This window comes from Cohnella suwonensis (assembly GCF_042655365.1).
GTDB lineage: Bacteria > Bacillota > Bacilli > Paenibacillales > Paenibacillaceae > Cohnella > Cohnella suwonensis.
The window spans coordinates 13,933-36,973 of sequence record NZ_JBHSMH010000026.1 but is presented as its reverse complement, the minus strand read 5'-3'; the positions used below and the strand labels follow the sequence as shown (position 1 = coordinate 36,973).

The following is a 23,041-nucleotide window of genomic DNA, read 5'->3' as shown; positions in this document are numbered from 1 at the left end:
TTTCTGGCCATAAAAAATCCTCCCCTGACTGATTCTGAGGAGGATTATCTCATAGCGATTAGCGGGCTTGAAGGTGGGGAAGGTTTGACGCTTACTTATATCCACGCATCCTGTTTATAAACACAACTGTGCGATCAGCCTATTTTATACACACATTATTCTGATAAAGATAACGGTTTGGAGAAATACTCTTTATGGATAACACAGGAGGTGAACGATAAAATGAGCACTAAAACCAAACCCGATAAAAACAACCCAAAGAATAGCCCGTCTCGATCTAATGACCCAAACGATCAAGGAAGACCTAGAGCGCAAAATAATACGAAGTAAAGCTGATATGCCCAGCTAAATATTACGAAAGCATTACCGAACCCGGTATTCAGACCGGGTTCTTTTTTGTGAAACTGTTCATCTATCTCTTCTGCAGTGAGTAATGGAACTTGCTTGCATCTATACTCGAAGCATTCTTACCACTAGCCGTTTTACCACCCGTATAAACCGAGGTTTTGTCCATGAAGGAGACACGAAAATCGTATACATCCCTAACCGGTTTCCGCCCCATAAATCAGTAATTATGCCATTACCAATAACTGCAGTCTCGTTTCTACGGGTTCCAAGTATATTCAGTGCGGCTAAAAATGCTTTTTTCTTCGGTTTACTCGCTTCGAACAAAGCTGGAATCTCATTAACCTGCGTATGTTCTTGCGACGGGGGTTTGCTATTTGAGACTATTATAAGCTTTATCCCAAATCTGGACTGAAAGTTTTTCAGCCAAGTATTCATCGAATCCGATACAGACTCAGCATTCTTCTTCGTTAAAGTATTTGTCCAGTTAAGTATTATCCCTTTAATTCCTGCCCGCTGCAGTGCTTCTCCGTCTATCTCATAAATCGAGTTCGCAATTAGGGAAGGTTTAAAAATAGGCATAAGCTTCCTCCGATACAAAGATATATGTCAGCAAGTCGGATATAGATTGTCCTCGTTTTGTTAAAATTATTCTTGCGAACAATAATCTCTCTTGATGTATTCTTTTAGATCCCTTATGTGAAATTTTATACCGTCGCAGAGCTTGACAGAATCTGTTCCGATAAAATGAAAAACCCGCGATTATCGCGGGTTTGAATTAGTCACGAATTCGAATCTGTCAATCGTTTATTTAACCTTACCAATTCATAGAAATCGACCAGGCATGGCTTCATCCTACGTTCAACGAATCGGAGCATCTGCTTGTTGTTGCCCGACACATTGAATTGGGCAAATGGATACTTGGCCTCCGCGATTCTCCGACCGGCTTCAATCATAGCCGAAACAGCACGTCCCTGAGATTGGTAGGGGTGTCTAGCGTACATCCGATCCCCGATCACCGTATCCTCGTCATGCTCATGAAAGATCATCCAACCGACGATTTCCGCTCCATAACGCAAAAAGACACACAAATTTGGGGACATCCTTGACTCCTTGCGCAGCGGGGTCATTGAGGCAGGATACCAGACATCTCTTCCTGCCTCGATGACAGCCCGCTCCTCTTCCTTCAATTCGCTCCATGTTATGAATGAGAAGTCCTCAGACAAGCGCTGCCGCTGCACCCACTCCATCTTCATAAACTGGCTGACGGAAGCGGTGAACGTATGAAGCGAGCCGTAGGAATGGCTCCACCCCGATTGTTGAAACAATCGTTCCCAAATCAACGAACGCGATGGGTCTTGTTTGTAATCGAAACGGATTTCCTTGCAGCCCAATTGTTCAAAAGCCAGCTCCACTTCTCTAAGCATCGCCCCTCCGATCCCTCTGCGGCGGTACTTATCCGTTACGAAGATGGTCTTAATCCGGCCTCTTGCATGTTGAGCCCCATAATTTCCCCATATAAGTCCAATGGGTTTGCCGAACAACGACGCACCTATAGCTAAGACGGAGGACTCCTCTGACTCGCTCAATAGCTCCTCATGCATGGAAGGAAAGGTAAGCTCCGCATAGGAAGATAGCTGCTCGCGGTTCAATCTTATGAACGAATACATGATGGAATGTCTCCCTGCATCTGCGTGTAACTCCACTGTTCATATCATGAACTCTTTTTTCACTGTCTACCTTGTGCCGCCAATAATATTATAGGGAAGTTCCTCAGGATCTGATTTATCGTCGTCATCGTCTTTATCTTTATCTTTCTTTTTCTTCTTCCCTCCAACAACGGCTTCCAGCTGCGCATCAGATAATTCGCTGTCTCCAAGGAAATCCGGAAGCACGAAAGTTGCGTCCGCACCTGCGTTATCGACGAAACGTACCGAATAGCCTTCCGGCAGCGCTTGATTCGTTACTTGCTTTACAGCCGAATCCGGCTGGCTTAGGCAAAGCTGGCGAAATGCCTTGTCGGTTGCCGCCTTCTGGTATATTTCTTTCAGAACTTCATTCATCGAATCCTTTGTCCATTGGCTCATCAGATACCACCCCCTCTAAATTGGCTAATTTTTCTAGTTTCAACCATTTTAGTATAACTCCTTAATTACCTATTGACTATCATTTATTTGCAGATTCGGTCGAAAAACCGCAATTAATGCAGGCGCAGCTTACGCGTTATTCCATCGCCAAAACGGAAGGCAACGATTTCGGATCGTGCAATCGGAGCAGCTCATAACCGATGCCGGCAATGCCTTGAAAAAATCCAAGCGGTTCATAGATGAAGTTAGGCTCGTATCCGTCTTCCCAATATCCGTGATGCCTTCGGACGATCGCGGACGCATGAAGTCTGGCTTCTCGCTCTATCTCCTTCCGATTCAGCCGCATTCCGGCGGATAACAAGAACTCTACTCTGCCCATCGCACCGCAGCATAGATGGTCTCTTCCGGTATGATGTAATCCTAATCGAACCGCTTGAATCGCCTTCTCAATATCGGCGCGAATTTCAACGGTATCCAGTATCGACAACCCGACCAGTCTGCCAAGCCCGATGCCGGCCGCCCCATGACACCATGCATCCGTCAAACCTGGTTTGTCCGCCGACCGTAAATCCGGCCATATTCCCTGATCAGGAACAAATATCGACAGTTCATAATCAATTGCTTCTTCGGCTGCTCTCAGAAAGCGTTCTTCGCGAGTTAGCGCATGTAACCGAAGCAAAGCATAGGCTATTCCGGCAGCGCCGTGGGATAGCCCGGCCAGCGCTTTACCGCTCTGATTCGCCCATACCCGATGGCCATTCGATTGCAGCCTCCGGTTACGTAGCAAATGCTCCCCGCATTGCTCAGCAGCCCTTAGAATGAGAGGATCCGGGACGACATCGTACAAAACAAGCAGCGACAACACGGCTCCCGCCGCACCGTGCAACAGATCAAGCTTGTCATCTGCGTTGATTCGAGATTCCGTGAACCAGGCAGCCACCCTTGTGGCGTCGACCAGCAATTCAGGCTCATCGATAAGCTGTCCGATACGGACAAATGCATAGACGATAGAGCCGAGTCCAACGAATCCGCCGATACCTTTCCCGGCAAAATCATCCACTTCGTTTCTGTGAATTTTACCTCGCAGCAACCGAAGCGTCGCCAGTGCATCCTCGCGATAGCTTATCTTGTCAGTCACCTTGAACAATGCAGCATAAAATAGCGCTATCCCGCAGTGTCCGTCATACAGGTCATAGCTGAGCGCAGCTTGCCAGGGATAACGGCCGCCCAATCTAGGAGCGATCCAGGTACGGGTACCGTCAGATGCAACAATGGCTTCGCGACTCAAACGGACAGCGATCTGCTCTGCGTTCGAGATCCATTCTTTAGACGACAGTTCTGGTTCGCCGTATTCTCCGACTTGCACTGGAAATGGAGAAAGTGCCGGTGCAAGATGTTCTGCTTCGGATAATTTCGTATATAATGCTCCTCGAATCAATGACGTTTGGAAATCGCAATCCGTCTCGTCTAATCGCTGCAATGTGTGAAGCATATAGTCATAGCCGCTCATCGGGGATAAATCCGGTCCGAACGACCCGCTGCTATCCGTAAGTCGGCATTCATCCGTCCTTACTTGGAAAAACGGGATGTCCATTCTCCATAGATCGTCCAGTTCCCGTCTCACGAGCGGCCATCTATCCGATAACTCCTCGTCCGAGGTCAAAAATCGGCTCATCGCATCAAGCTGAATATCGCGGTCAATGCCGTTGCGAAGCAGATCCGGGCGATAGCTATTTTCCAACATCTGACTGTAAATGGCGGTCGCTCGAAATACATACCTTGACGGTATTCCTTTGAAAGCCGAAAGCGGCCCGCCCGCAGCAAGCAACTGCTTCCGTTGGGACATCAGAAATTGATACATATCGCCAAATCCTTGGATAAGCTCTTGGCTGTTGCGGTTAAAATCCAAGCTTCGACCCTGAAGAAAAGGGATATTAGTTGACTCATGCTGCACATAAGGAATATCGCCTATCTTCATTGCATCCGTATTAACATGGAGCAATCCGCGGAAGGTTATCGTGTCGGCATGGTTTTGTTGACCGCCGAACAAACCGCTGATCTCTTTCAGACCGGTATCGCCTAAGTCCCTCCAGCTCGGAAGCAGCAGCGTTCGCAGCAAAGAACGGGTTTTCCTATCATAAGCAAGCTCCTCGGCGTCTGCATCGGGATCATCGCTTTGTATGTGATTGGTTAAAGGATGCAGCATCGTTTCTACATCGATCAGTACTGGAAAAGCTCCGCATGCGATCACATTTTCATTATGTAAATCCGTTGCGCCTAACAGATGGGAGATACAGAGAAGCGTCCCCGCTCTCCGGTAATACAAGGCGATTTCCGTTTCATCCGCGCACGGCTTATGTTCAATATAACGCTGCCATCCATAGCTGCCGCAATCCATCTGGCCGATCGGGAGCAAGTCGTTAGGCGCTCCAAGTTCACGCAACTCCATGAGCAGATGCGAATAGGCAGCATCAAGGCTTAAGCTTTTGGGTTTATAGACTAGCTTGCTTCCATCCGATACAGTCACGATGATCACGCTGCGGCCGCCATTATGGCTATCGGAGCGATTCAATTCCAGTGCTGCAATCGTTCCCGCTATGGGTTGTCCGGATAGGATGGATTCATTCAGCCACGGTTTATCAACCTCATATCGCTGCAGAAATTCAAGAAGGTTGTCTTCCCATGTTCTCACCGTAATGGATGCGAGCTTCGCCAGAACGCTATATTCCCGCATAAACCCGAGCCATTTGCCCTGGAGCATTTCCCCGACAAATCGTGTATACATAGTTCGATTTCCCGGGATCGCTATGGCTCCCGACCGGTAAACGGAAAACTCAAGATCCAGCGAGCGCCAACTTACGTGCGACAGAGATTGAAGTAGGCTCCGCTCCATGCTATGCCAGGCATCCGGTGTCAATACGTCCGCAAGAGAACCCGCACGCTCCTTCAGGGAGCGAATAGCTGCCTGAAGGAAGGGCAAGAAAAGATGTTCGAAAGCGATCGGATGTTCCGGGACGAAGCACGGATCGCCAGGCAAGCGTTCGGGTTGTACCCATTCCTTCCCGGCATCTTCGATTGAGGCTATGAGCAATTGCAGCGTTGTCGTCCATTCCGGCAGCTTGGCTGCCTCGCGAATCCGAACAGGTCCAAGCATGCTCTCAGCATCGTCCATAGTCATCCCGGCCAGAGCTAATCGGGCGGCGAATTTATCCCAATCCCCTTTAGCTGCTCGATCGCACCATAACGTAAGCCTCTTCCGAACCTCGGCAGCATCCGCTTCATCCCATGATTGTGCCCGATAATCGTCCGACGAGCGCTCCGCCATACTGCTTGATTGATTGACGATGTCACGAATCCATTCACGCATAGTCTGCTACCGCCAATCGTTTATTTAACCTTACGACTTCATAGGAATCGACCAGGCATGGCTTCATTTTTCGTTCAACGAATCGGAGCATCTGCTTATTGTTGCCTGACACGTCGAATCTGGCAAACCGAAAACCGGCCTCCGCGATTCTCCGAACGGCTTCAATCATTGCCGAAACAGCTCGACCCTGAGCCTGGAACGGCTGTCTGACATACATTCGATCCCCGATCACCGTATCCTCGTCATGCTCATGAATGATCATCCAACCGATAATATCCGCTCCATAACGCAAACCGACAGACAAATTCACGGTCTTGCTAGTCTCCTTGTGAAGCGGGGTCATCGAAGCGGGATACCAGACATCTTTTCCTGCCTCGATGAAAGCCTGCTCCTCTGCCTTCAATTCGCTCCATGTCATGAAGGAGAAGCGCTCGGGCAAGCGCTGGCGCCGTACCCACTCCAACTCCATTAACTGGCTGACGGAAACGGTAAAGGTATGAAGCGATCCGTAGGTATGGCTCCAATCCGTTTGTTGAAACAATCGTTCCCATATCAACGAACGTGCTTGATCATGTCTATAATCGAAACGCATTTCCTTGCAGCCCAATTGTTCAAATGCCAGTTCCATCTCTCTTAGCAACGACCCTCCGATCCCTCTGCGGCGGTACTTATCGATCACGAAGATGGTCTTAATCTGGCCGTATCCATATCGAGCCCAATATTTTCCCCATACGAGTCCGATCGGTTTGCCGAACAACATCGCACCTATAGCGATGACGGATGGCTCCCTTGACTCACTCAATAGCTCTTCCCGCAAGGATGGAAAGGTAAGCTCCGCATAGGAAGATAATTGTTCATTGTTTAATCTTACGAACGAGTACATGATGGAATGCCCCCTACATATAAAGAAGGACGCCGGCTTAAGCCAGCATCCCCAGATTCACAATTTACAGTGAAACGGCATCCCGGTGAAAGGAGCCTCGTCATCGTCATCGTCTTTATCTTTCTTTTTCTTTTTCCCCCCGACAACGGCTTCCAACTGAGCATCGGATAATTCGCTGTCTCCAAGGTAATCCGGAAGCACGAAAGTCGCGTCCGCGCCTGCGTTATCGATGAAGCGTACCGTAAAGCCTTCCGGCAGCGCTTGATTCGTTACTTGCTTCACGGCCGATTCCGGCTGGCTTAGGCAAAGCTGGCGAAATGCCTTGTCGGTTGCCGCCTTCCGGTAGATATCATTCAAAACCTCATTCATCGATTCCTGTGTCCATTGGCTCACTAGGTATCACTCCTTCGAATTTTGGCGAAATTTGTTATTTCTATTGTTTCAGTATAACTCTTAAATCTCCCGTTTGACTATTTTTTATTTCTACACCGACTGCCGCTGTGCCATTTCCGTAAATTGCCCCTCTTGGGCCACCAATTCCTCATAGGTCCCATGCTGCACGATTTGTCCGCGGTGCATGACGACGATCAGATCCGCGCGTCGAATCGTGCTTAATCGGTGGGCAATGACGATCCGCGTCGCTTGGAGCCGCTCCAGACTCTCGCTGACTGCAGCTTGCGTTCGGTTATCAAGGGCGCTCGTGGCTTCATCGAAAAAAAGAATTTTCGGCTTGCGCACGACTGCTCTGGCAATAAGCAGTCGCTGGCGTTGGCCGCCGGACAGCATGCCGCCTCCGTCTGGTATGACGGTATGCATTTCCATCGGCATTTCGCGGATATCCTCTTCCAATCCGGCTATTTTAGCCGCTTCCCAAGCATCTTCTACCGTCAATCCCGAAGATCCGACGATGTTGGCGTACAGATCGCCGGCCATCAAATCGGCATTTTGCAGCACGACGCCCATTTGGCGCCTAACCGCCTGAAGATCCAAGTTGCCCAATTCCTTGCCCTCATAACGAATCGTACCGGACTCCGGCTTCTCGAAACCGAGCAAAAGACGCATCAGCGTCGACTTGCCGCTGCCGGACTCGCCTACGATCGCAACGAATGCTCCTTGTCTAATAGATAATGATACGTCTCTTATATTCCATGCTCCGTCCGCCGAGTATCGAAAATGAACATGGGACAGATCGATGCCGCCGCTAAGCTCTCCCGGATGCTCGCCGCCTTCCGCTTCTTCCGGCAGCGCCGCAAGTATCGGCTTTGCCCGCTCATACATCGTAACGACGCTCAAGATCGACAACAGCGATGAAGACATCGCGAGCAAACCGCTTAGAAATGCAGAAAATGCGGCGAAAAAGGCAATAAAGTCGCCTGTACTGATCCGTTCCGCGCCAAACGATATGATTGAATAATAGAGCAACATGGAAGTCAGGATCGGATACATCGTCTGATACACGGCAAAATAGGATTCTAGCTTATTCATTTTAAATTGGATTCGGTTTTGTTTGCCGAACAAATTCGCCCATAAATAGAAAGCGCGGCTTTCCGCGGCAGCGACTCGAAATTTGGCGATCCCAGCCAAAATCTGCAGCATGAGGCTTGTCAGATTACCCTGTTCCTTCAAGAGCTCCCGCTGATAACGAATTTGAACGAAGGAGAAGCCTGTGCTGACAAGGATGCTGAGGACGGCAAGACCGAGAGCGATCAACGCAATGCCGGAATCGTATCTGAACAGCAGAATGAGATAAAAGGTCGAGAACAGCCCTGAAAACAAGGAAGACACCGCAATGCCCGACAGTTTGCGGCGAATGGCGTTAATGCTGTTCGCACGCATAGCTAGATCGCCCGATGAATAATCGCGAAAAAAAGAGACAGGCAATCGCAGCAGTCGATCCCACACCGCCGCCTGAATCGTCATATCCACGCGCCCTTCAATCCTCAACATGGCCACGCCGCGTGCGATCTCGAACAGAAATACCGCTACGGCGGAACCCGTAAGAATGAACGCAAGCTGGATAAGCTGCGACCTATCGGCCTCAGGGATTATCGTATCGAATAGGACGCCGGTAATAATCGGCGTAAGCAATCCCAGCAGCCCGATCATGACGCCAAGCGACAGTAATACGATAATATCTCTCCAGATGCCGCGCTGCGCTCCAACCCGAATAATATCCATCAGCTTCAATGACCTGGACGGCAGAGGCTTATAGAACATGTATGCGGCGTCTTTCAATAGATCGGCTGACTCATCCGTTACGGGTACAAGAGAACCGTCGGCCGGATCGTAACGATCGTACTGGCCCGGCTTACGCGGCAGCAAGGCCACCGGACGGCCGTCTTGCTCCGTGAACGCCAGGAGCGGCCCGTTATCCCCCCGCCACCAATGTCCCGCGAGCGTGACTTCCCGGCAACGAAATCTGGAGGCTTCGGCGATCACCAGTACGGGATTGTTTCCTTCGCCCGGCGCATGCAAGGGCGACCGCACTTCTATTCCCATATATCGACCGACAGCGCGAGCCGCCGCCAGCAGCGGGTTCTGAACATCCGTGTCGTCGGAATCCGTTAATCCCGTTACCGTATGTACACCCTGCAGTCGGGCCATCGCCCTGTTCAGCAATCTCCCATCATTGTCGGAACGGAGTTGCAGACGATCCCGTTCAACTTGCGCTTCCTCATCGCGCTGGCGCTGCAGCGCCGACAAGGCAAGTTCGTGGAAGGCGTCGAGGCTGCGCCATTCCGGATCGCTGCGCCACCAGTCGGCGGTGTCCGATGCCGATAGGACGGCTGCTCCGGGGTTCCCCAGCCTACCTGCGTTACCTAAAGGAAATGCAGTTTCATCCGCAAAGGTCTTATGCCATGCTGCGATCCAACAGACAAGCTGATCCGCCATCCACTCCCGGGTCCCGCTATCGGCCGCCATCGCATAGACAGCCGACCTCGGCAACTGGACAAGTTCCGTTTCCCCGAGACTGGTGGCCAAAATCATCGCCTTCGCCGAAAGATTCGTTCTCTGTAAACCCGGGCCGAATATAACGCTGCCCGAGTCTATATCGAATAGATGCGAACGTTTGCCGAAACTACCATCCTCTCTACCGAGCACCGAGAACAAACGAACCGTGCCGGAACGAACGATCCAGATTCCGCTTCCTTCCAGCAACAGGCCGCCGGACTGCAAAGAAGCGGCTTCTCCGCCGAACCGCTCTACCGCAGCTGCCGCGACTGCTTTCTCCTTCTCTGTCCTCACGTTAATGCCCCCATTCGCATTGCGTTCAGTCATCCGCAATGAGCGAAGCGTACATGCCGCCCATGCGGATTAACCGATCATGATTGCCCCGTTCCACGACTTTTCCCTGGCTAAGTACGATAATCTCGTCTGCATCGCGAATCGTGCTAAGCCGATGGGCAACCGTAATACAAGTGCAGCCTCTTCGCTTCAGACAGTCGATCACCGCTTGTTCCGTCAGCGGATCAAGCGCGCTTGTCGCTTCGTCCAGAATCAGAATCGAAGGGTTGCCGCACAGCGCTCTCGCGATTTCGAGCCGCTGCCGCTGTCCTCCGCTGAAGTTGGTGCCTCCTTCGGCAACGAGGTGGGTGTATGCGCCGGGGCGGGACGCAATTTCTTCATGGATTTGCGTGTCTCTGCATGCACGCACGATATCTGTTTCAGGCACTGTATCGTCCCACAGGGTAATATTATCGCGAATAGTGCCTTGGAATAGGCGGATTTCTTGATCTACGGAGGCAAGCGATCCTGCCAGCAAAATACGCGGAATCTCCCCCCTCAACTTGCCATCGAAACGGATTTCCCCCGCTTGCGGTTCATATAATCCCGTTATCAGCTTGGCGATCGTCGACTTGCCGCTTCCTGTACCGCCTACCAATGCAACGTGCTCTCCCGGCTTTAACGTGAGATGAAAATCCGATATGAGCGGCGGTTCCAGTGGATTATAGCCGAACGTAACGCCTTCTAGCTTCACTGCGCCTTGCAGCTTGGAAATCTGCGCGGCCGGTTGCAGTTGTCCCTCTAGCCCCTCCGCTAACTCATCATGGCTTTGTGTTGCTGCCGGGGCAAGCGGATAGCGATATACATCGTCCAACCGATTCAGGCTCCCGGATACTTCCTGCCATGCGGTTCCAAGACGGATCATTCGCCCGATCGGGTCGAGGAAACTCGCCATCAAGCTCTGGAAAGCGACCAGCATACCGATCGTGAACGTGCCGTTCATTACGAATAGACCGCCCACGATAAGGATCACCATCGAATTAATGGCAGAGAGAAACGAAGGTACCGTGGTTAAATATTGTCCTGTCTCCCCCAACTTCTGCTGGGTGTTCATCAGCTTGCTCTGCCAACCCGACCATCGGTTGAAAAAGTCGGATTCCGCACCGCTAGCCTTTAACGTCTCGATCATACCTAGCCCCGACATCGACACGCCGTCCATTTTGCCGTCATCGAGCATCAATCTCTGGTTGCGGTCGGTCTGAACCCTGGATACGATGCGCAGGTAACCGAAGTTCGCCAGAGCGATGCCAACGCCAAGCAGGGTCAGCAGCCAACTGTACTGAACCAGTAAAATAAAATAAAACACGATCATCAAAAGATCCAAAGCAGCTACTGCCAGCTCCCCGCCTAGCAGTTGAGCTAGACGGCTGTTAATGGTAATCCGGGAGACGATTTCTCCGGCATGCCGTTGTTGAAAGAAAGTAAGGGGAAGTCTGAGTACGTGCCAGAAAAAATGACCCGACATATTCATCGCCATGCTCGTCTCTAACCGTATCAGATAATGCTGCCTAAGGAACGTGAGCAGGCCGCGCAGCAAGGCGGTCAGCCCCATGCCGATCAGCAGTGGCATCATCCAGTTCGTCAGCCCCGCAAGCAGCACATCGTCGATAAACATGCGGCTGAATGTCGGGATGACGAGCCCCGGAACGACGAGCATAAGTCCGGCCAGAACAACGTACGCGATGCTGTCCCCGGTGCCGGACAACCGCTTTCTCAGAGAACGGAACGCCCCCCCGTTTTCCTTCTGTCGAACGAACTGCTCCGAAGGTTCGAAGGTGAGCACGACGCCGGTAAACGAGGCATCGAATTCTTCCGCCAATACGGTGCGAGGCCCTGCTGACGGATCATTGATATACGCTTTTCCTTTTCCGAATCCTTCCAACACGACGAAGTGGTTGAACTGCCAATGAATGATCATGGGTCCCGTCATTTCGTGCAGGTCGGCGGGTTCTTTGCGGAACGCCTTGGACGTAAGTTTATAATTGCGTGCGGCTTTCACTATATTAAGGGCGTTGCTGCCGTCGCGGGAAACGCCGCAATCGACACGCAGCCGCTCCAGCGATACGTGCCGCCCGTAATATGCCAGCACGATCGCAAGAGCGGCTGCGCCGCATTCGACCTCTTCCATCTGCAATACCGTCGGCGTTTTGACCCGTCGCCCCGGGATAGGACCTTTTTTAAGTATCCTGGTCATGAAAGTGCTCATGGGATCCCCCTGCATATGACTTAAGGGTTTATCGAATAGATGGAATAACGTGCGTAATCGGCTTTCGCCTGTAGAGGGTAATCGCCCCCGTCATCGGAGTGCCGCTCTCGATGGCCATCGGAGGACCTTCCTTCGTAGACCATTGGTAACCGCTCGGAGTGGAGAGATTGTCCAGTATTTCTACGCGCACCTCGAGCAATGCCGCACCCGCGCCCGAGAGTTGACGTACGAACGCTTCGTTACCAAGCGTATTCAACATACTCTGCTCGGTAGCGGGATATTCCGACACGGAGACGACCCGCCCCAGCAAATTCCCGTATTCTTCCTTGTTCACGGAAGTGGGATTAATCTGGGCATCCATGCCCGGAACGATTTGTTTACCAACCTGTACCGGGATGTACATAACGGCTTGAAGCTTGTGCTGAGAACCTTTGTCCAACTCCAGTGTCGCAACTGTTGCCCCCACGGACAACCGGTCATACTTTTTCACGCCGACCTCTATGACACGTCCATCGTAAGGGCTCACTACGCGCGATCGTTCTTCAATTAACAGCTCCAATTGGTGGATACGGGACTCGATGTTGTCCAGTCCCTCCTTATTTTCTTCCGAGTCCGCCTGCAATAGCTTCTGAAGCCCGACCAATTCATCGATCAGTTCCGGCTGGCGAACGCGGGCAATGACGTCTCCGCGGCGTACATGATCGTTAAGCCGAATGCGGATGTCGGTCAGTTGACCTTCGGTGACTGCGCCGATAGATGCAATGCCGCCAGGCCGGACAAGAACGCCTTGGCTATTGACGTTCACCGGCTGACTGCTGGCAAATGCCCAAATGCCAGCGATGACCATTAACAATCCAACAGAGGCAAGGATCAGCCATCCTTTCGGCGAAGTGACGCGAGTCAGCGTATCCAGCTGCTCGGGCGAAGACAAGCGATCGACCGCCGCTTTGCGGAATATGCTTTGGGTCAAGCTGATCCCCCCTTAGTCTCTCAAATACCGGAATGCGCCGTCCACGACTTCTTTCAGCACGATGGGTTTATCCGTCACATCCCCGGACTCGTCGAAGGAATGGCTCCCTGTCACGCCGATCCAGCCGCTCGTCCCGTGAAGTACGTTAGCAATATCGGTCGGACGGGTTGTGCCGGCACTTCGAATAGCATCGGCCAGCAGCATTACCGCATCATATCCTTGCCCCGCCCATTTGCCTGGAACCTCTCCGTATTTGCCTTTGTACTTCTCTATAAAACCGCTAACTTCGGCCCGCTTATCCAACGGGTTGAAAATCGACGCCACAATGGCTCCTTCCGCCGCTGTTCCCGCCGTCTTTGCAAGCTCTGCCGAGTCCAGACCGTCCCCTCCCAGAATGGGCAAGTTCGAGCCCGCCAACATGAGATCCGATACCGTTCTGGCAGCTCCCGGCATCACCTCGGCAACGAACACCGCATCGCAGCCGAGCGCTGTCCATTCCCGGACCAGACGCGTCAGATCGGCCAGATCCGTATATTCGGCCAGCCTGTCCACCGTATCGATACCTTGTTCCTTGCCGCTATCCTCGAAAGCGTTGGCAAGACCGCGACCGTATTCGTCGTCCGTATACAGAATCGCCACCTTCTTATAGCCTTGGGAAGCGGCGTAATGAGCCAAACGCGCACTAATCCGATCGTCACTCGGAATCATCCGAAATACGTAACGGTAGTCGCTCTGTGTCAGTTTCGGGGACGTTGAACCCGGTGTCAGCATGACTATGCCTTCTTTGTCGTACACGGCTGCCGCTGCCAAGGAAACGGAGGAGCCCCGATGTCCGATTACTGCAACCGTTGCGGGATCAGCAGCGAACCGAGCGGCTACGGACAAGCCTTCCGTGACGGAACCGCCGTCATCGGCGCTCACAATGCGCAGCTTGCGCCCAAGTACTCCATCTCCGGCATTGATCTCTTCCACGGCTAACCCCACACCTTCTGCAAGACCCTCATTGCGGCTTGCTAGCGGCCAGCCTACTCCGATAACGATGTCCCCATTGACAGCAGCTCCGCGGTCGTTATTTTCATTGGTGCAACCTGCCAGCACCAGCAGCAGGATTACGACTATTAACCGTCGTTTGTTCAATGTCTTCGTCCTTTCTGCCTGTTAACGAGATGTCAGCCGTATGTATTCTTATATATAGGAAAGAGTTAGTGCCAATTAAGACGCTAATTACCAAAATTTCGCAAAGTATATCTTCAATATTATACGAAGGCATTCATGAATATCAATCCCTCTATTCGACAAAGTTCAGCGACGGGAATCGGACCATGTTCTTGTCTTCCGACAAAAAGCGTCCCTGTCTATAGACAGGGACGAGTCATCGCGGTACTACCCTAATTGAAAATGCTTAAAAGGCATTTTCCACTCTTGTCGGAAAGATCGATATTACTGTTCCACCTTAATCCAGCTTAACATCGGTTTCGATCCGCCTGCTTTAATTACCTTCAAGATAAGTTCGCCTTGCGTCACAACAATGCCTTCGAACGTTTGAGCTTCCCGTTTCGAGCCGATGACATAACCGGTCAGTTTCGTTTCACCGTTGATCGTCAGGTTCATCGTCCGGTCGCTCGCATGCCACGGATCGAAGAACCCGACTGTTACTTTGTAAGTGCCGTTTGGAATCTGAAACCGGTAGGCAAGCCCTTTACCGTTTACATTTCCATCGTATTGGCGTATGGACTCGTACGCATCGGTCGGACCAGTGTGGGCCCAGGTCGACCCGTCGTCAGCTTCATAACCCCACTTGATTCCTGTCACGGGGTCACTGCCATACGGCTGCTCTTCCAGTGTCTGTTGCGATCCGAATGTTTCGCCATCCTCCAACTCGAGAGGTGTACCATCGCCGGCATCAACATAGAAGAGAACCTGGCTATCACTGCCGATTGGCGTCGCTTCTGCCGGCTCCGACACCGACTCCTCGCCGTCTCGCACAGCGACAACCGCAAAGGAGTAAGTTACTCCATTTAGCAAACCGGTAACCATCGTCGAGCCCGGATTGGCAGGTATTTCAACGGAACCGGAATTGCTTCCCGCTATGGCCGCATAACGGATTACATACGAATCGGCACCGTCTACTTCGCTGTACTTCAGCGCCACCTGCCGGCTGCCTACCTTCACTTGATATATTTCCGGCTTAGTTGTTAGGGATTCCGTGTCGCGGGTAATCTTCAAGTAGGCAAATTCCGCATCAGCCCAGCTGTGAAGACCAACACGTCCGCTTGTGTAAACCGTATCCGTAATGTCAAACATCTGATTCCCATCAATATATGCCCTGATCCGTTTCCCATCCAGCCGCACCTCGAGCTTGTAAAGCTCGCCTAGCACCGCTGTAAACGGTATGGAAGCCGTTAAATTTTGACCGTCTCTGCGAATAACCAGCGCGCCGTTCTCGTAGCCGAACATGTACCCTTGCGAGTGGCTGCTGCCGCGGAAGGTGATCCCCCAATCCGCTCCCTGCGTCCCCTGTTTGGCGACCGCCGTTATCGTTCCATCGATAAGATATAAGCCATTGACACCTAGTTCCCCCTGGTGATCTCCACCGGAAGTATGCTTCAACAGGCTGTTTTCGATGAGCCAATTGCTAATATCCTGCTGGTAGCCTGTCATATCGCCGCTCTCAAAATCGTCTTCCAGACGGATATTCTCAGCTTTAGGCGTCACGACCGTTTCCGAGTAACCGGTACCGGCGCCGCCTTTGCCGATCGTGGAAACACGAACGGTATACGGCGATCCATTAGTTAAGTCTCCCAGCCGTATGGCAGGTTTGTCGCCGCTGATAGCAGAAACAACTTCCGAACTAGAAACGACCTGAATGGAGTAGCCCAATGCACCTTCCACCGGAGCGAATTCAAGCTGCGCATTTCGATCACCCGATACGGCAATGATCTTGCTCGGTGCGGACACATCCGGCTTCACTTGAAATTCAGCCGATGGAGGACTAACCTCTTGACCGTCTACCGCTTCAACGACCCCGTAATAGGTTGATCCGTTAACGAGCCCATCGACTATGATCGTTCCATTCGGAGTATTGCTAATCAGCTCGTTATCGTAATGACCCGATTGGTTACCATAACGAATACGATATGCTGGGACGGTAGCTTCAATTTCGTAAACCGCCTTTAAGCCGCCATCGGTACCCGTTGCCGTAACCCCGGTCGGAGCCAATAGAGTCGGAGTACCATACACCCGTTTCGACGGCGGGCCGAACCCGTTCTTGTTTCCGGCGCGAATCGTGACATAGTAGGATTTGCCGTTATCCAACCCTTGAAGGACGAACGCGTCTTCGGACATTAGCGTGAAGACATGTTCCCGGTTGTCGTTCATCGCTCCGTATCTCACTTCGTATTCATAAGCGCCTTTCGGGGAACTGAATGTGATCTTCAAACCTTTATTGGTAGGCTCCGCTTTTACTTCATCAGGAGCGTCAGGTTTCTTGTTTGCCTTCACGATATCCCCGTTCAGGGTTACGACCGAATGCGCGGGAATGACCGTTTCGAACGTTCCGTCGGCCATAGCCGGCACATCCTGTCCCCGGGCAAGATCCCTGTCGCCTGAGGTTACGTACGATTTCATTACAGAGACCGTATCTTGCTTGTCCAGTCCGCTTAAAGAAATCTTGATGCGTTTATCGTCCTGGCTATCATTGACGAATACGCTCGTTACCGTCTTCTCTCCGTCATGCGTATATGCGGAACCGAGCAGACCGCTCCGGGCTTGCTCGTCCAGTCCCGTAAGCGCAATGCGATCCGCGCCGGGACGGATAAACTTGCTGTAGTTACCGAGTGCCCATAAGATTTTTGACGTCAGAATGTTTTGCTTGTCCCCGACATTATTGAAATCGGTATAAATCAACCCATCCTTATAGTCTTCTTTGGAGACCGCTGTCCACCACTGCCAAGCCGACGCATTCGCCCGCGTCATGTCGAAATGGATCGTACGGGCAACGTAAAGGGCCGGATTGATGCCGAGATCCCGGCCTGGACCGTATGAACCGAGGATGCAATACTCACTCATCCAATATTTGGCCGCTTCATCGTATTTCTTGATGTTAGCATTCAATAAATCCCGAAGTTCACCAAGACGGTCATCACCCGGGTTGCTGTAATCGGACCAGTAGGAGTGGGAAGCAATTTTATTGCCAATCGCTGCCTTTAGTTCCGGATCGCCCAGCAGGTCTTTGATGTATTCGCGGTATTTTCCAACTCCCAGACTATTGGAGCCGCCTGTGTATCGTTCTTTGTTCGCGAACTGCTTATAAACTTCATCGTCAAGCAGTGCCGTAATCTCTACGCCATCGGGAGCGCTAATTTGTTCCGAGAGCCCTTTGGCCTGAATCTGCCGGTACAGCTCAAGAATGACGCGTTTTATGTCGTCGTTATTATAGCGATTTCCTTCCTGTCCGGCTTTGTTCCAATCCCATGTCGGTTCGTTGATCGGGCTGATGTATTGAAATTCCAACCCTTCTTCCTTAAAATGCTCCAGTACATCGACCAAATAACCGGCAAATTCGTCTTCATATCCCATCTTCAAATTGGTGGAACCGACGGTCGAATCCGGCTGAGCGTGGCCGTTTTTCGTCATCCATACCGGCGGACTGTTCGCAAAGGCGATCAGCGTGTCTACGCCCCGCTCCTTGGCAGCTTTCAGAAACCATTGTTGTCCCGCCTGCTTGCTCCAATCGTACTCGCCTTCCGCTGAAGATTTGAATGCTTCCGAGCGCCGCCAAGGATTCGTAATGATGGCTTGGTCGGTTTCGGTTGAGCCCGCTCCGATGTTGAAACGCCAAGCAGACAGTCCGATTCCTTTTTCTCTTGAGAAAAGCAGATCCGCAACCTGAGCTTTATTATCATCCGTCCAATACTTGCCCAACTGTTCCATCGACCATGCATCGGACGCGCCAAAGTTGTCGATTTTCTGATATTTGACCGATGTATCAATGGAAATAAACGCGTCGACAGGCTGGTCCTCCGCCTTCGCGATACCGGCATTTAAGCCGCCGAACAGGCCTAGACAACAAGTACAGACAAGGAATGCCGCAGTCAGTTTCTTCAATCGTGTATGTTTCAAACGCCTTACCTCCTTCGAGGGAATAGGTCTTTCGCAATGCGGGTCGTTCTGCTTTTTCAAGCTACATTAGCGTTTGGACTAGAACTCTTACTTTTCATTATTCTTGGCGCTTACCCCCTCCTCATAGTGATGCAATTAATGAAACCCGTTACATGAAACCGGTAACTATTTGATTAAAAAAAGCGAGGCTCTCTACCGCCTCACATGTAAGGGCTTTCATCACCTATATATTAATTCGCTGTATATAGAGTGTCAATCCTACCTAATACTTAGAAAACGACAAAAAAAGGCCAACCAGAAATCTCTGGCTGACCTGATAACGCCTCGCATTCTAATCCCCTGCCCGCAGCGAATCCTCGTATTCATTCAGCAGCCGCTCAATCACGAGCGATTCTTCGGATTTCAACCGGCCCAGCCGCTCGGCGAGCTGCTCCAAATTCCGGTTATCGGAGCTCATCCAATATTTTAGAATCAAGTTTCGGTTCACCAAGGCCGACTTCTCGACATTCCTGAATCCTTCCGCCGCCTCGGGAGAGCAAACGTAGAAACCCTTCTGCTCCATATAAGCCAAGCGACGGTTCATCATTCTTTTGTGTTCCCACAGAACATGGAAGGGGCGGTGATCGAGTATGGCTTCTTTGTCGATATGACGCTCGATTTGGAGGATCAGCCCGTCGTAAATGTCCATTCCCCACAGGCATGTGGCGGTCTGTCTCTCCTCGAACGCTTGCATCCTCCTGTCCGAAGGTTTAGCGAGCCAATAATCCTCCAACTGCTCCATGACCCACGGCACTTTAAAGTCGTAATTCGGTTTGTGCTTAGGGTTCAGCTTGAACAAGTGGGTATAAACCGTAAAATGATAATCATCTTCCGGTTCTAATTCCCTGAAAGCCTGTTCCATCGCTTCATAGTCGACCACGGTTCCGCCGTAACGCTGATTGGCCAGAAAGCCGGTTACATGAAACTTCCGGCTTTCATCGTCGTATCCGTGGATGAATAGGCCGTGAAGATTGGAACGGTTCTGATAAGCGGCCGTTCCAGGGATGTAAAATTCGTCCACGTTAGTCGAAACATAATATCCATCTTCAATGCTGTTCCGGACAAAATCGGCAAAGCTGGGTGATTGCCTCAGAATCATCTTCCGAGTCAGGTGTACAGATCCGATAAGGCTCGGAACGAGATGGTCGTAGGGAGTTTGCGTATAATAATCCACCCACTTGCTGCCGCTAAAATCCTTCATGGACAACGGGATGAAATTGCTGTACACCCATCGCAACGCGTCCGTGTCCGTGTATAACACCGAGAGAAAAAAGGCGAAATGAGCATAGGAAGTTATGTCCGGTTCGGCGATCGGCAAAATTTTGCGGGCGGCCATCGTTCGTTCCTCCTTCGGTTTCCTTAGGTTGACCTTTCTTAAAGCTATCGCCTCTCTCCGGCCTTCCGACCATTCAAAACATCCCATTATTCGACATAATTAGTTCATTAAAACATTCTTTAGTAAATTTTGCTTGTATTCAGTTTAACAACTGACTATGATTTTGGTCAATAACGTCGATACGCGTTTTGTCAAAAAAATCCGATCAGATAGCAACTTACTTATTCCTCCTCGATCACACCTTGCTTGATCCGATTCTGCAGTTCAAAGCCGAAGATCGGATCGTTCTGTCGCATCTCGCCAGTCGGCGACATCATCATTTAGGGATGAGTTTCATATTAATAATCAAGGACCATTAACAATAAGAGGAGGAAAAATCCATAAATTACATCCCATGATGGTTACTATAAACGTGAGTAAACCAGGAACGGTTGCGAATGTTTTTGCATCATGGAACGGCTCAACAGAAACCGTCGCTTGGCGGGTGCAAGCCGGTCCAACGCTTGATACATTGTCAGTAGCAGTTAAAAGCATCCCTCGCACCGGATTTGAGACAGAAATCGATGTTAAGTCAGACGGGCCATTTTTCCAGGTAAAAGCAGGATAAGCCTCAAAAGCGGAAAGGAAATGGTGAGATGGGTTTCGGATACAAACCGCCTGTTTTCAACAGCAAAACAGCCATATTTCTCGCAGCGATGAGCTATCAGACTTACCCGTTCTTTTTCGAGGGGAAGCTGGTTTTACCCAAAGGTTTCAAGCTTCGCTTTACGATCCGCGCTTTTGCCGACGTCGAGAATCCTACGGAGCTTGAATTCGGTTTTATTGCCGAGTCGCCGGATCGAATCGTTGTCGCATTCAGAGGATACGCTTCGTATCCGGTAGATCTTCTTGCCTCATATGACATCTTTTTGATTCCGTATCCCTTCGTCCGAAACGGCGGGAAAACATCGCGCGGCTTTACATGCCTGTATCGGTCAACCCGAAACCAAATCATCCGTGAATTAACCAAGCTTTCGACAACGAAAAAGTTATATATTACCGGTCACAACTACGGCGGAGCTTTGGCCACGCTTGCCGCTTTGGATATTGCAATAAACACCGGGTTCAAGCATCCGTTCGTCTATACGTACGGCAGTCCGCGCATCGGAGACCCCAATTTCGTTTCCCGCTTCAACAGTACGGTTATAAACAGTGCGCGAATCGTCAACATTCATGATTCTTTCCCGACTTTCCCGGCCCGAAGGTATCCGCCACCATTTACAATGAGAGGATTAACGTATCGGCATGTAAAAACGAAGATCCCCATCACTTTTCAATTGAACGATGTGCCGCGAAATGACTCAATTGCCTGCTATTTTAAAAACCTGAGCCGCAAAAATCCTCTTTTTGCCAAATCATTATGCGACAATAATCCGGGATTTTGTCCTGATACCAGCATGTGTATTCCGTTTGAAGGTTGATGAAAGTTTGTCTAATAAAATCATGGCAATCAAAATGTGTTTGAGCTTCGAACTTGAATGCAAGGAAGGAGTTGCCTTTGTGAAGCTTTCAGGCATGTTCAACAGTGAAGAGGCGATATTGCTAGCGGCCATGATCGCGCAGTCTTATCAGCAATTTGAGCACGATAAGCTGGTATTGCCTAAAGGCTATTCGCCTCGCTTTACCATTCGCGCTCTTGCCGGTGTCGAGGAGCCGGAGGAGGAAGTATTCGGTTACATCGCGGAGTCGAAGGATAATATCGTGATAGCTTTTAGAGGAACCCGAACATTCAAGGACAATGAGTCGGACCAGGATTTATATCAAGTACCGTACCCTTTCGTCAGAAATGCCGGAAACACCCATCGCGGATTCACTCGCATCTATCAATCGGCAAGAAATGAGCTGATCGGAGCATTGAACAAGCTTTCCGCAGCCAAAAGACTGATGGTTGCAGGCCACAGTTTGGGCGGAGCATTAGCCGTGTTAGCTGCCTTCGATATTTCGGTGAACAGACGGTTTCATAATATTGCCGCGTATACGTACGGCAGTCCGCGGGTCGGAGACCCGGACTTCGCTTCCCGGTTCAACCGAACGGTAAAAAATAGTTTTCGTATTATCAACGTCCATGACATTATTCCGACTTTGCCGGCTAATGCGTATCCGCCTCCGTTTACCAAGAACGGTTTGTTTTATCGGCATGTAAACACGAAGGTTCCGATCTCTTTCCAGCTGAACAGTTTGCCTGTCCGCAATCATGAGATTGTCTGCTATTTTAAGTTCCTCAGCCGGCAGAATCCTGGTTTTACCGAAGCGTTATGCGCTGATAACCCGGGGTTTTGTCCCGATACGGGATTATGTGTTCCGTTTATAGGAATATGCAGTGCGCAGGAAGAAGACGAAGAATAAGCTACGATCAGATGGATGATCCTAGCGTTGAAAATGTTCGGAGACCTTCCGGTTTAGCATCTCTTTTGTCGATATCCGTTCTATCAATCCGGCACAACCCGATAAACGTTTTTCTTTCCAATATTTTGTAAAATACGGGTCGGCACAAATGACATTTTCAACACATCCGTTATCCCTTTTGCATTTTTCGTTAAGGTTAACATTAAGATTGTTCCTCGCAGTCTAGCGGTATGCCGGGGGAGTTCGGTGGATACGAAATTTCCTAGAGAAGACGCCGCTACCCGATTTCTAATGTGTCCATCGATGTCCTTCACCTTAAACATTCTTATCGGATGCAGTACATGGGGATGCGCTCCAAGCACGACATTCACGCCATTTTTAAACAACAGCCGCATGAGCCGGATTTGGTTGCGGTCGGGATAAGTTCGAAATTCTTTCCCGAAATGTAGGCAAGCGATGATAAAATCCGTGCTACTCTTCAAGCTGCGCACGTCCGCTATTATTTTTTTCCGGTTTAACCGGTTGACTAACCATGGCTCCGGCACTGGAATCCCGTTCGTTCCTTTCGTATAAGCCAATATTCCGATTTTTATTCCCTTTACGTTAACAATCAGTTTCCGGCGGGCTTCCCGGGCGGAGCGATACGTGCCCGTATGTCGCAGACCGTGTCGATCGAGGACGTTTAATGTCCGCCTCAACCCGGATAGTTTCCCGTCCATGCAATGGTTATTGGCTGTGCCTAATACATCGAAGCCCAAGTTCCGGAGCGCAGCAGCGAAATCGTCCGGGGAGTTGAACAACAGTTTTCCGGGCACTTCGCGAAAATTGTTGCCGGAGAAGGTGGTCTCCAGATTGCCTATCGTTAAATCGGATTTACGCAGATAGGGTTTTACTTTGGCCAAAATAGGGGCGAATCCGCCTTCCCGTGCGGCCGAGGCGATCATCCTCTTTTTCATCAACAAATCCCCGACAGCAGCGATTGTGATTTTCGTCAATCCACCCGCTCCTTTCACGATT

The 23,041-nt window shown here is 50.7% G+C and carries 15 protein-coding genes; 2 read left to right on the top strand and 13 right to left on the bottom strand.

The window, feature by feature from the left end:
- Positions 1 to 450 precede the first annotated feature (450 nt).
- The 12 genes from ACFPPD_RS10725 to ACFPPD_RS10670 all read right to left on the bottom strand — a co-directional run bounded on the left by ACFPPD_RS10725 (position 451) and on the right by ACFPPD_RS10670 (position 19,639).
- Complete coding sequence (locus ACFPPD_RS10725; protein WP_209750758.1) at positions 451 to 927, bottom strand: YqeG family HAD IIIA-type phosphatase; 477 nt, start codon at positions 925 to 927, stop codon at positions 451 to 453.
- A gap of 200 nt (positions 928 to 1,127) precedes the next feature.
- Positions 1,128 to 2,015 carry a GNAT family N-acetyltransferase gene (locus ACFPPD_RS10720; protein WP_209750756.1) on the bottom strand — a complete coding sequence of 296 codons (888 nt, stop codon included), beginning with the start codon at positions 2,013 to 2,015 and terminating at the stop codon, positions 1,128 to 1,130.
- Between the two features lie 66 nt (positions 2,016 to 2,081).
- Positions 2,082 to 2,432 carry a hypothetical protein gene (locus ACFPPD_RS10715; protein ID WP_209750754.1) on the bottom strand — a complete coding sequence of 117 codons (351 nt, stop codon included), beginning with the start codon at positions 2,430 to 2,432 and terminating at the stop codon, positions 2,082 to 2,084.
- 136 nt (positions 2,433 to 2,568) lie between these two features.
- Positions 2,569 to 5,799, bottom strand: a complete 3,231-nt coding sequence (locus tag ACFPPD_RS10710; RefSeq protein ID WP_209750751.1) for a type 2 lanthipeptide synthetase LanM family protein — start codon at positions 5,797 to 5,799, stop codon at positions 2,569 to 2,571.
- Positions 5,792 to 6,682: a GNAT family N-acetyltransferase gene (locus ACFPPD_RS10705; protein ID WP_209750749.1), complete on the bottom strand. Its 891-nt coding sequence runs from the start codon at positions 6,680 to 6,682 to the stop codon at positions 5,792 to 5,794. Before ACFPPD_RS10705 ends, ACFPPD_RS10710 begins: the two co-directional genes overlap by 8 nt.
- 57 nt (positions 6,683 to 6,739) lie before the next feature.
- Complete coding sequence (locus ACFPPD_RS10700) at positions 6,740 to 7,075, bottom strand: hypothetical protein (protein ID WP_209750748.1); 336 nt, start codon at positions 7,073 to 7,075, stop codon at positions 6,740 to 6,742.
- Between the two features lie 90 nt (positions 7,076 to 7,165).
- Positions 7,166 to 9,928, bottom strand: coding sequence for an NHLP bacteriocin export ABC transporter permease/ATPase subunit (locus tag ACFPPD_RS10695; protein ID WP_209750745.1), 2,763 nt, complete (start codon positions 9,926 to 9,928; stop codon positions 7,166 to 7,168).
- 25 nt (positions 9,929 to 9,953) lie between these two features.
- The gene (locus ACFPPD_RS10690; RefSeq protein ID WP_378082161.1) at positions 9,954 to 12,173 is read right to left on the bottom strand and encodes an NHLP family bacteriocin export ABC transporter peptidase/permease/ATPase subunit; all 2,220 of its coding nucleotides are present in this window, start codon (positions 12,171 to 12,173) and stop codon (positions 9,954 to 9,956) included.
- Between the two features lie 28 nt (positions 12,174 to 12,201).
- Positions 12,202 to 13,143, bottom strand: coding sequence for an NHLP bacteriocin system secretion protein (locus ACFPPD_RS10685; protein ID WP_209750743.1), 942 nt, complete (start codon positions 13,141 to 13,143; stop codon positions 12,202 to 12,204).
- A 12-nt stretch (positions 13,144 to 13,155) separates the two neighbouring features.
- Positions 13,156 to 14,280 carry an ABC transporter substrate-binding protein gene (locus ACFPPD_RS10680; RefSeq protein ID WP_209750741.1) on the bottom strand — a complete coding sequence of 375 codons (1,125 nt, stop codon included), beginning with the start codon at positions 14,278 to 14,280 and terminating at the stop codon, positions 13,156 to 13,158.
- Between the two features lie 303 nt (positions 14,281 to 14,583).
- Positions 14,584 to 18,264: a glycoside hydrolase gene (locus tag ACFPPD_RS10675; RefSeq protein WP_209750739.1), complete on the bottom strand. Its 3,681-nt coding sequence runs from the start codon at positions 18,262 to 18,264 to the stop codon at positions 14,584 to 14,586.
- 331 nt (positions 18,265 to 18,595) lie between these two features.
- Positions 18,596 to 19,639, bottom strand: a complete 1,044-nt coding sequence (locus ACFPPD_RS10670) for a hypothetical protein (protein WP_209750737.1) — start codon at positions 19,637 to 19,639, stop codon at positions 18,596 to 18,598.
- A 635-nt stretch (positions 19,640 to 20,274) separates the two neighbouring features.
- Between ACFPPD_RS10670 and ACFPPD_RS10665 the strand changes: the two genes are divergently transcribed.
- Positions 20,275 to 21,099 carry a lipase family protein gene (locus ACFPPD_RS10665; protein WP_209750735.1) on the top strand — a complete coding sequence of 275 codons (825 nt, stop codon included), beginning with the start codon at positions 20,275 to 20,277 and terminating at the stop codon, positions 21,097 to 21,099.
- A gap of 94 nt (positions 21,100 to 21,193) precedes the next feature.
- A complete protein-coding gene (locus ACFPPD_RS10660) occupies positions 21,194 to 22,024 on the top strand; it encodes a lipase family protein (protein WP_209750762.1) in 831 nt (276 codons plus the stop codon).
- 83 nt (positions 22,025 to 22,107) lie between these two features.
- Here ACFPPD_RS10660 and ACFPPD_RS10655 read toward each other — a convergent pair whose 3' ends face one another.
- Entirely contained in the window at positions 22,108 to 23,019 is a 912-nt protein-coding gene (locus ACFPPD_RS10655) for a CapA family protein (protein ID WP_209750733.1), read from the bottom strand.
- Positions 23,020 to 23,041 lie beyond the last annotated feature (22 nt).

Coding starts and splice junctions, on each gene's coding strand:
- ACFPPD_RS10725 (WP_209750758.1), bottom strand. CDS start 927: ATGCCTATTTTTAAACCTTCCCTAATTGCGAACTCGATTTATGAGATA.
- ACFPPD_RS10720 (WP_209750756.1), bottom strand. CDS start 2,015: ATGTATTCGTTCATAAGATTGAACCGCGAGCAGCTATCTTCCTATGCG.
- ACFPPD_RS10715 (WP_209750754.1), bottom strand. CDS start 2,432: ATGAGCCAATGGACAAAGGATTCGATGAATGAAGTTCTGAAAGAAATA.
- ACFPPD_RS10710 (WP_209750751.1), bottom strand. CDS start 5,799: ATGCGTGAATGGATTCGTGACATCGTCAATCAATCAAGCAGTATGGCG.
- ACFPPD_RS10705 (WP_209750749.1), bottom strand. CDS start 6,682: ATGTACTCGTTCGTAAGATTAAACAATGAACAATTATCTTCCTATGCG.
- ACFPPD_RS10690 (WP_378082161.1), bottom strand. CDS start 12,173: ATGAGCACTTTCATGACCAGGATACTTAAAAAAGGTCCTATCCCGGGG.
- ACFPPD_RS10670 (WP_209750737.1), bottom strand. CDS start 19,639: ATGGCCGCCCGCAAAATTTTGCCGATCGCCGAACCGGACATAACTTCC.
- ACFPPD_RS10665 (WP_209750735.1), top strand. CDS start 20,275: ATGGGTTTCGGATACAAACCGCCTGTTTTCAACAGCAAAACAGCCATA.
- ACFPPD_RS10660 (WP_209750762.1), top strand. CDS start 21,194: ATGTTCAACAGTGAAGAGGCGATATTGCTAGCGGCCATGATCGCGCAG.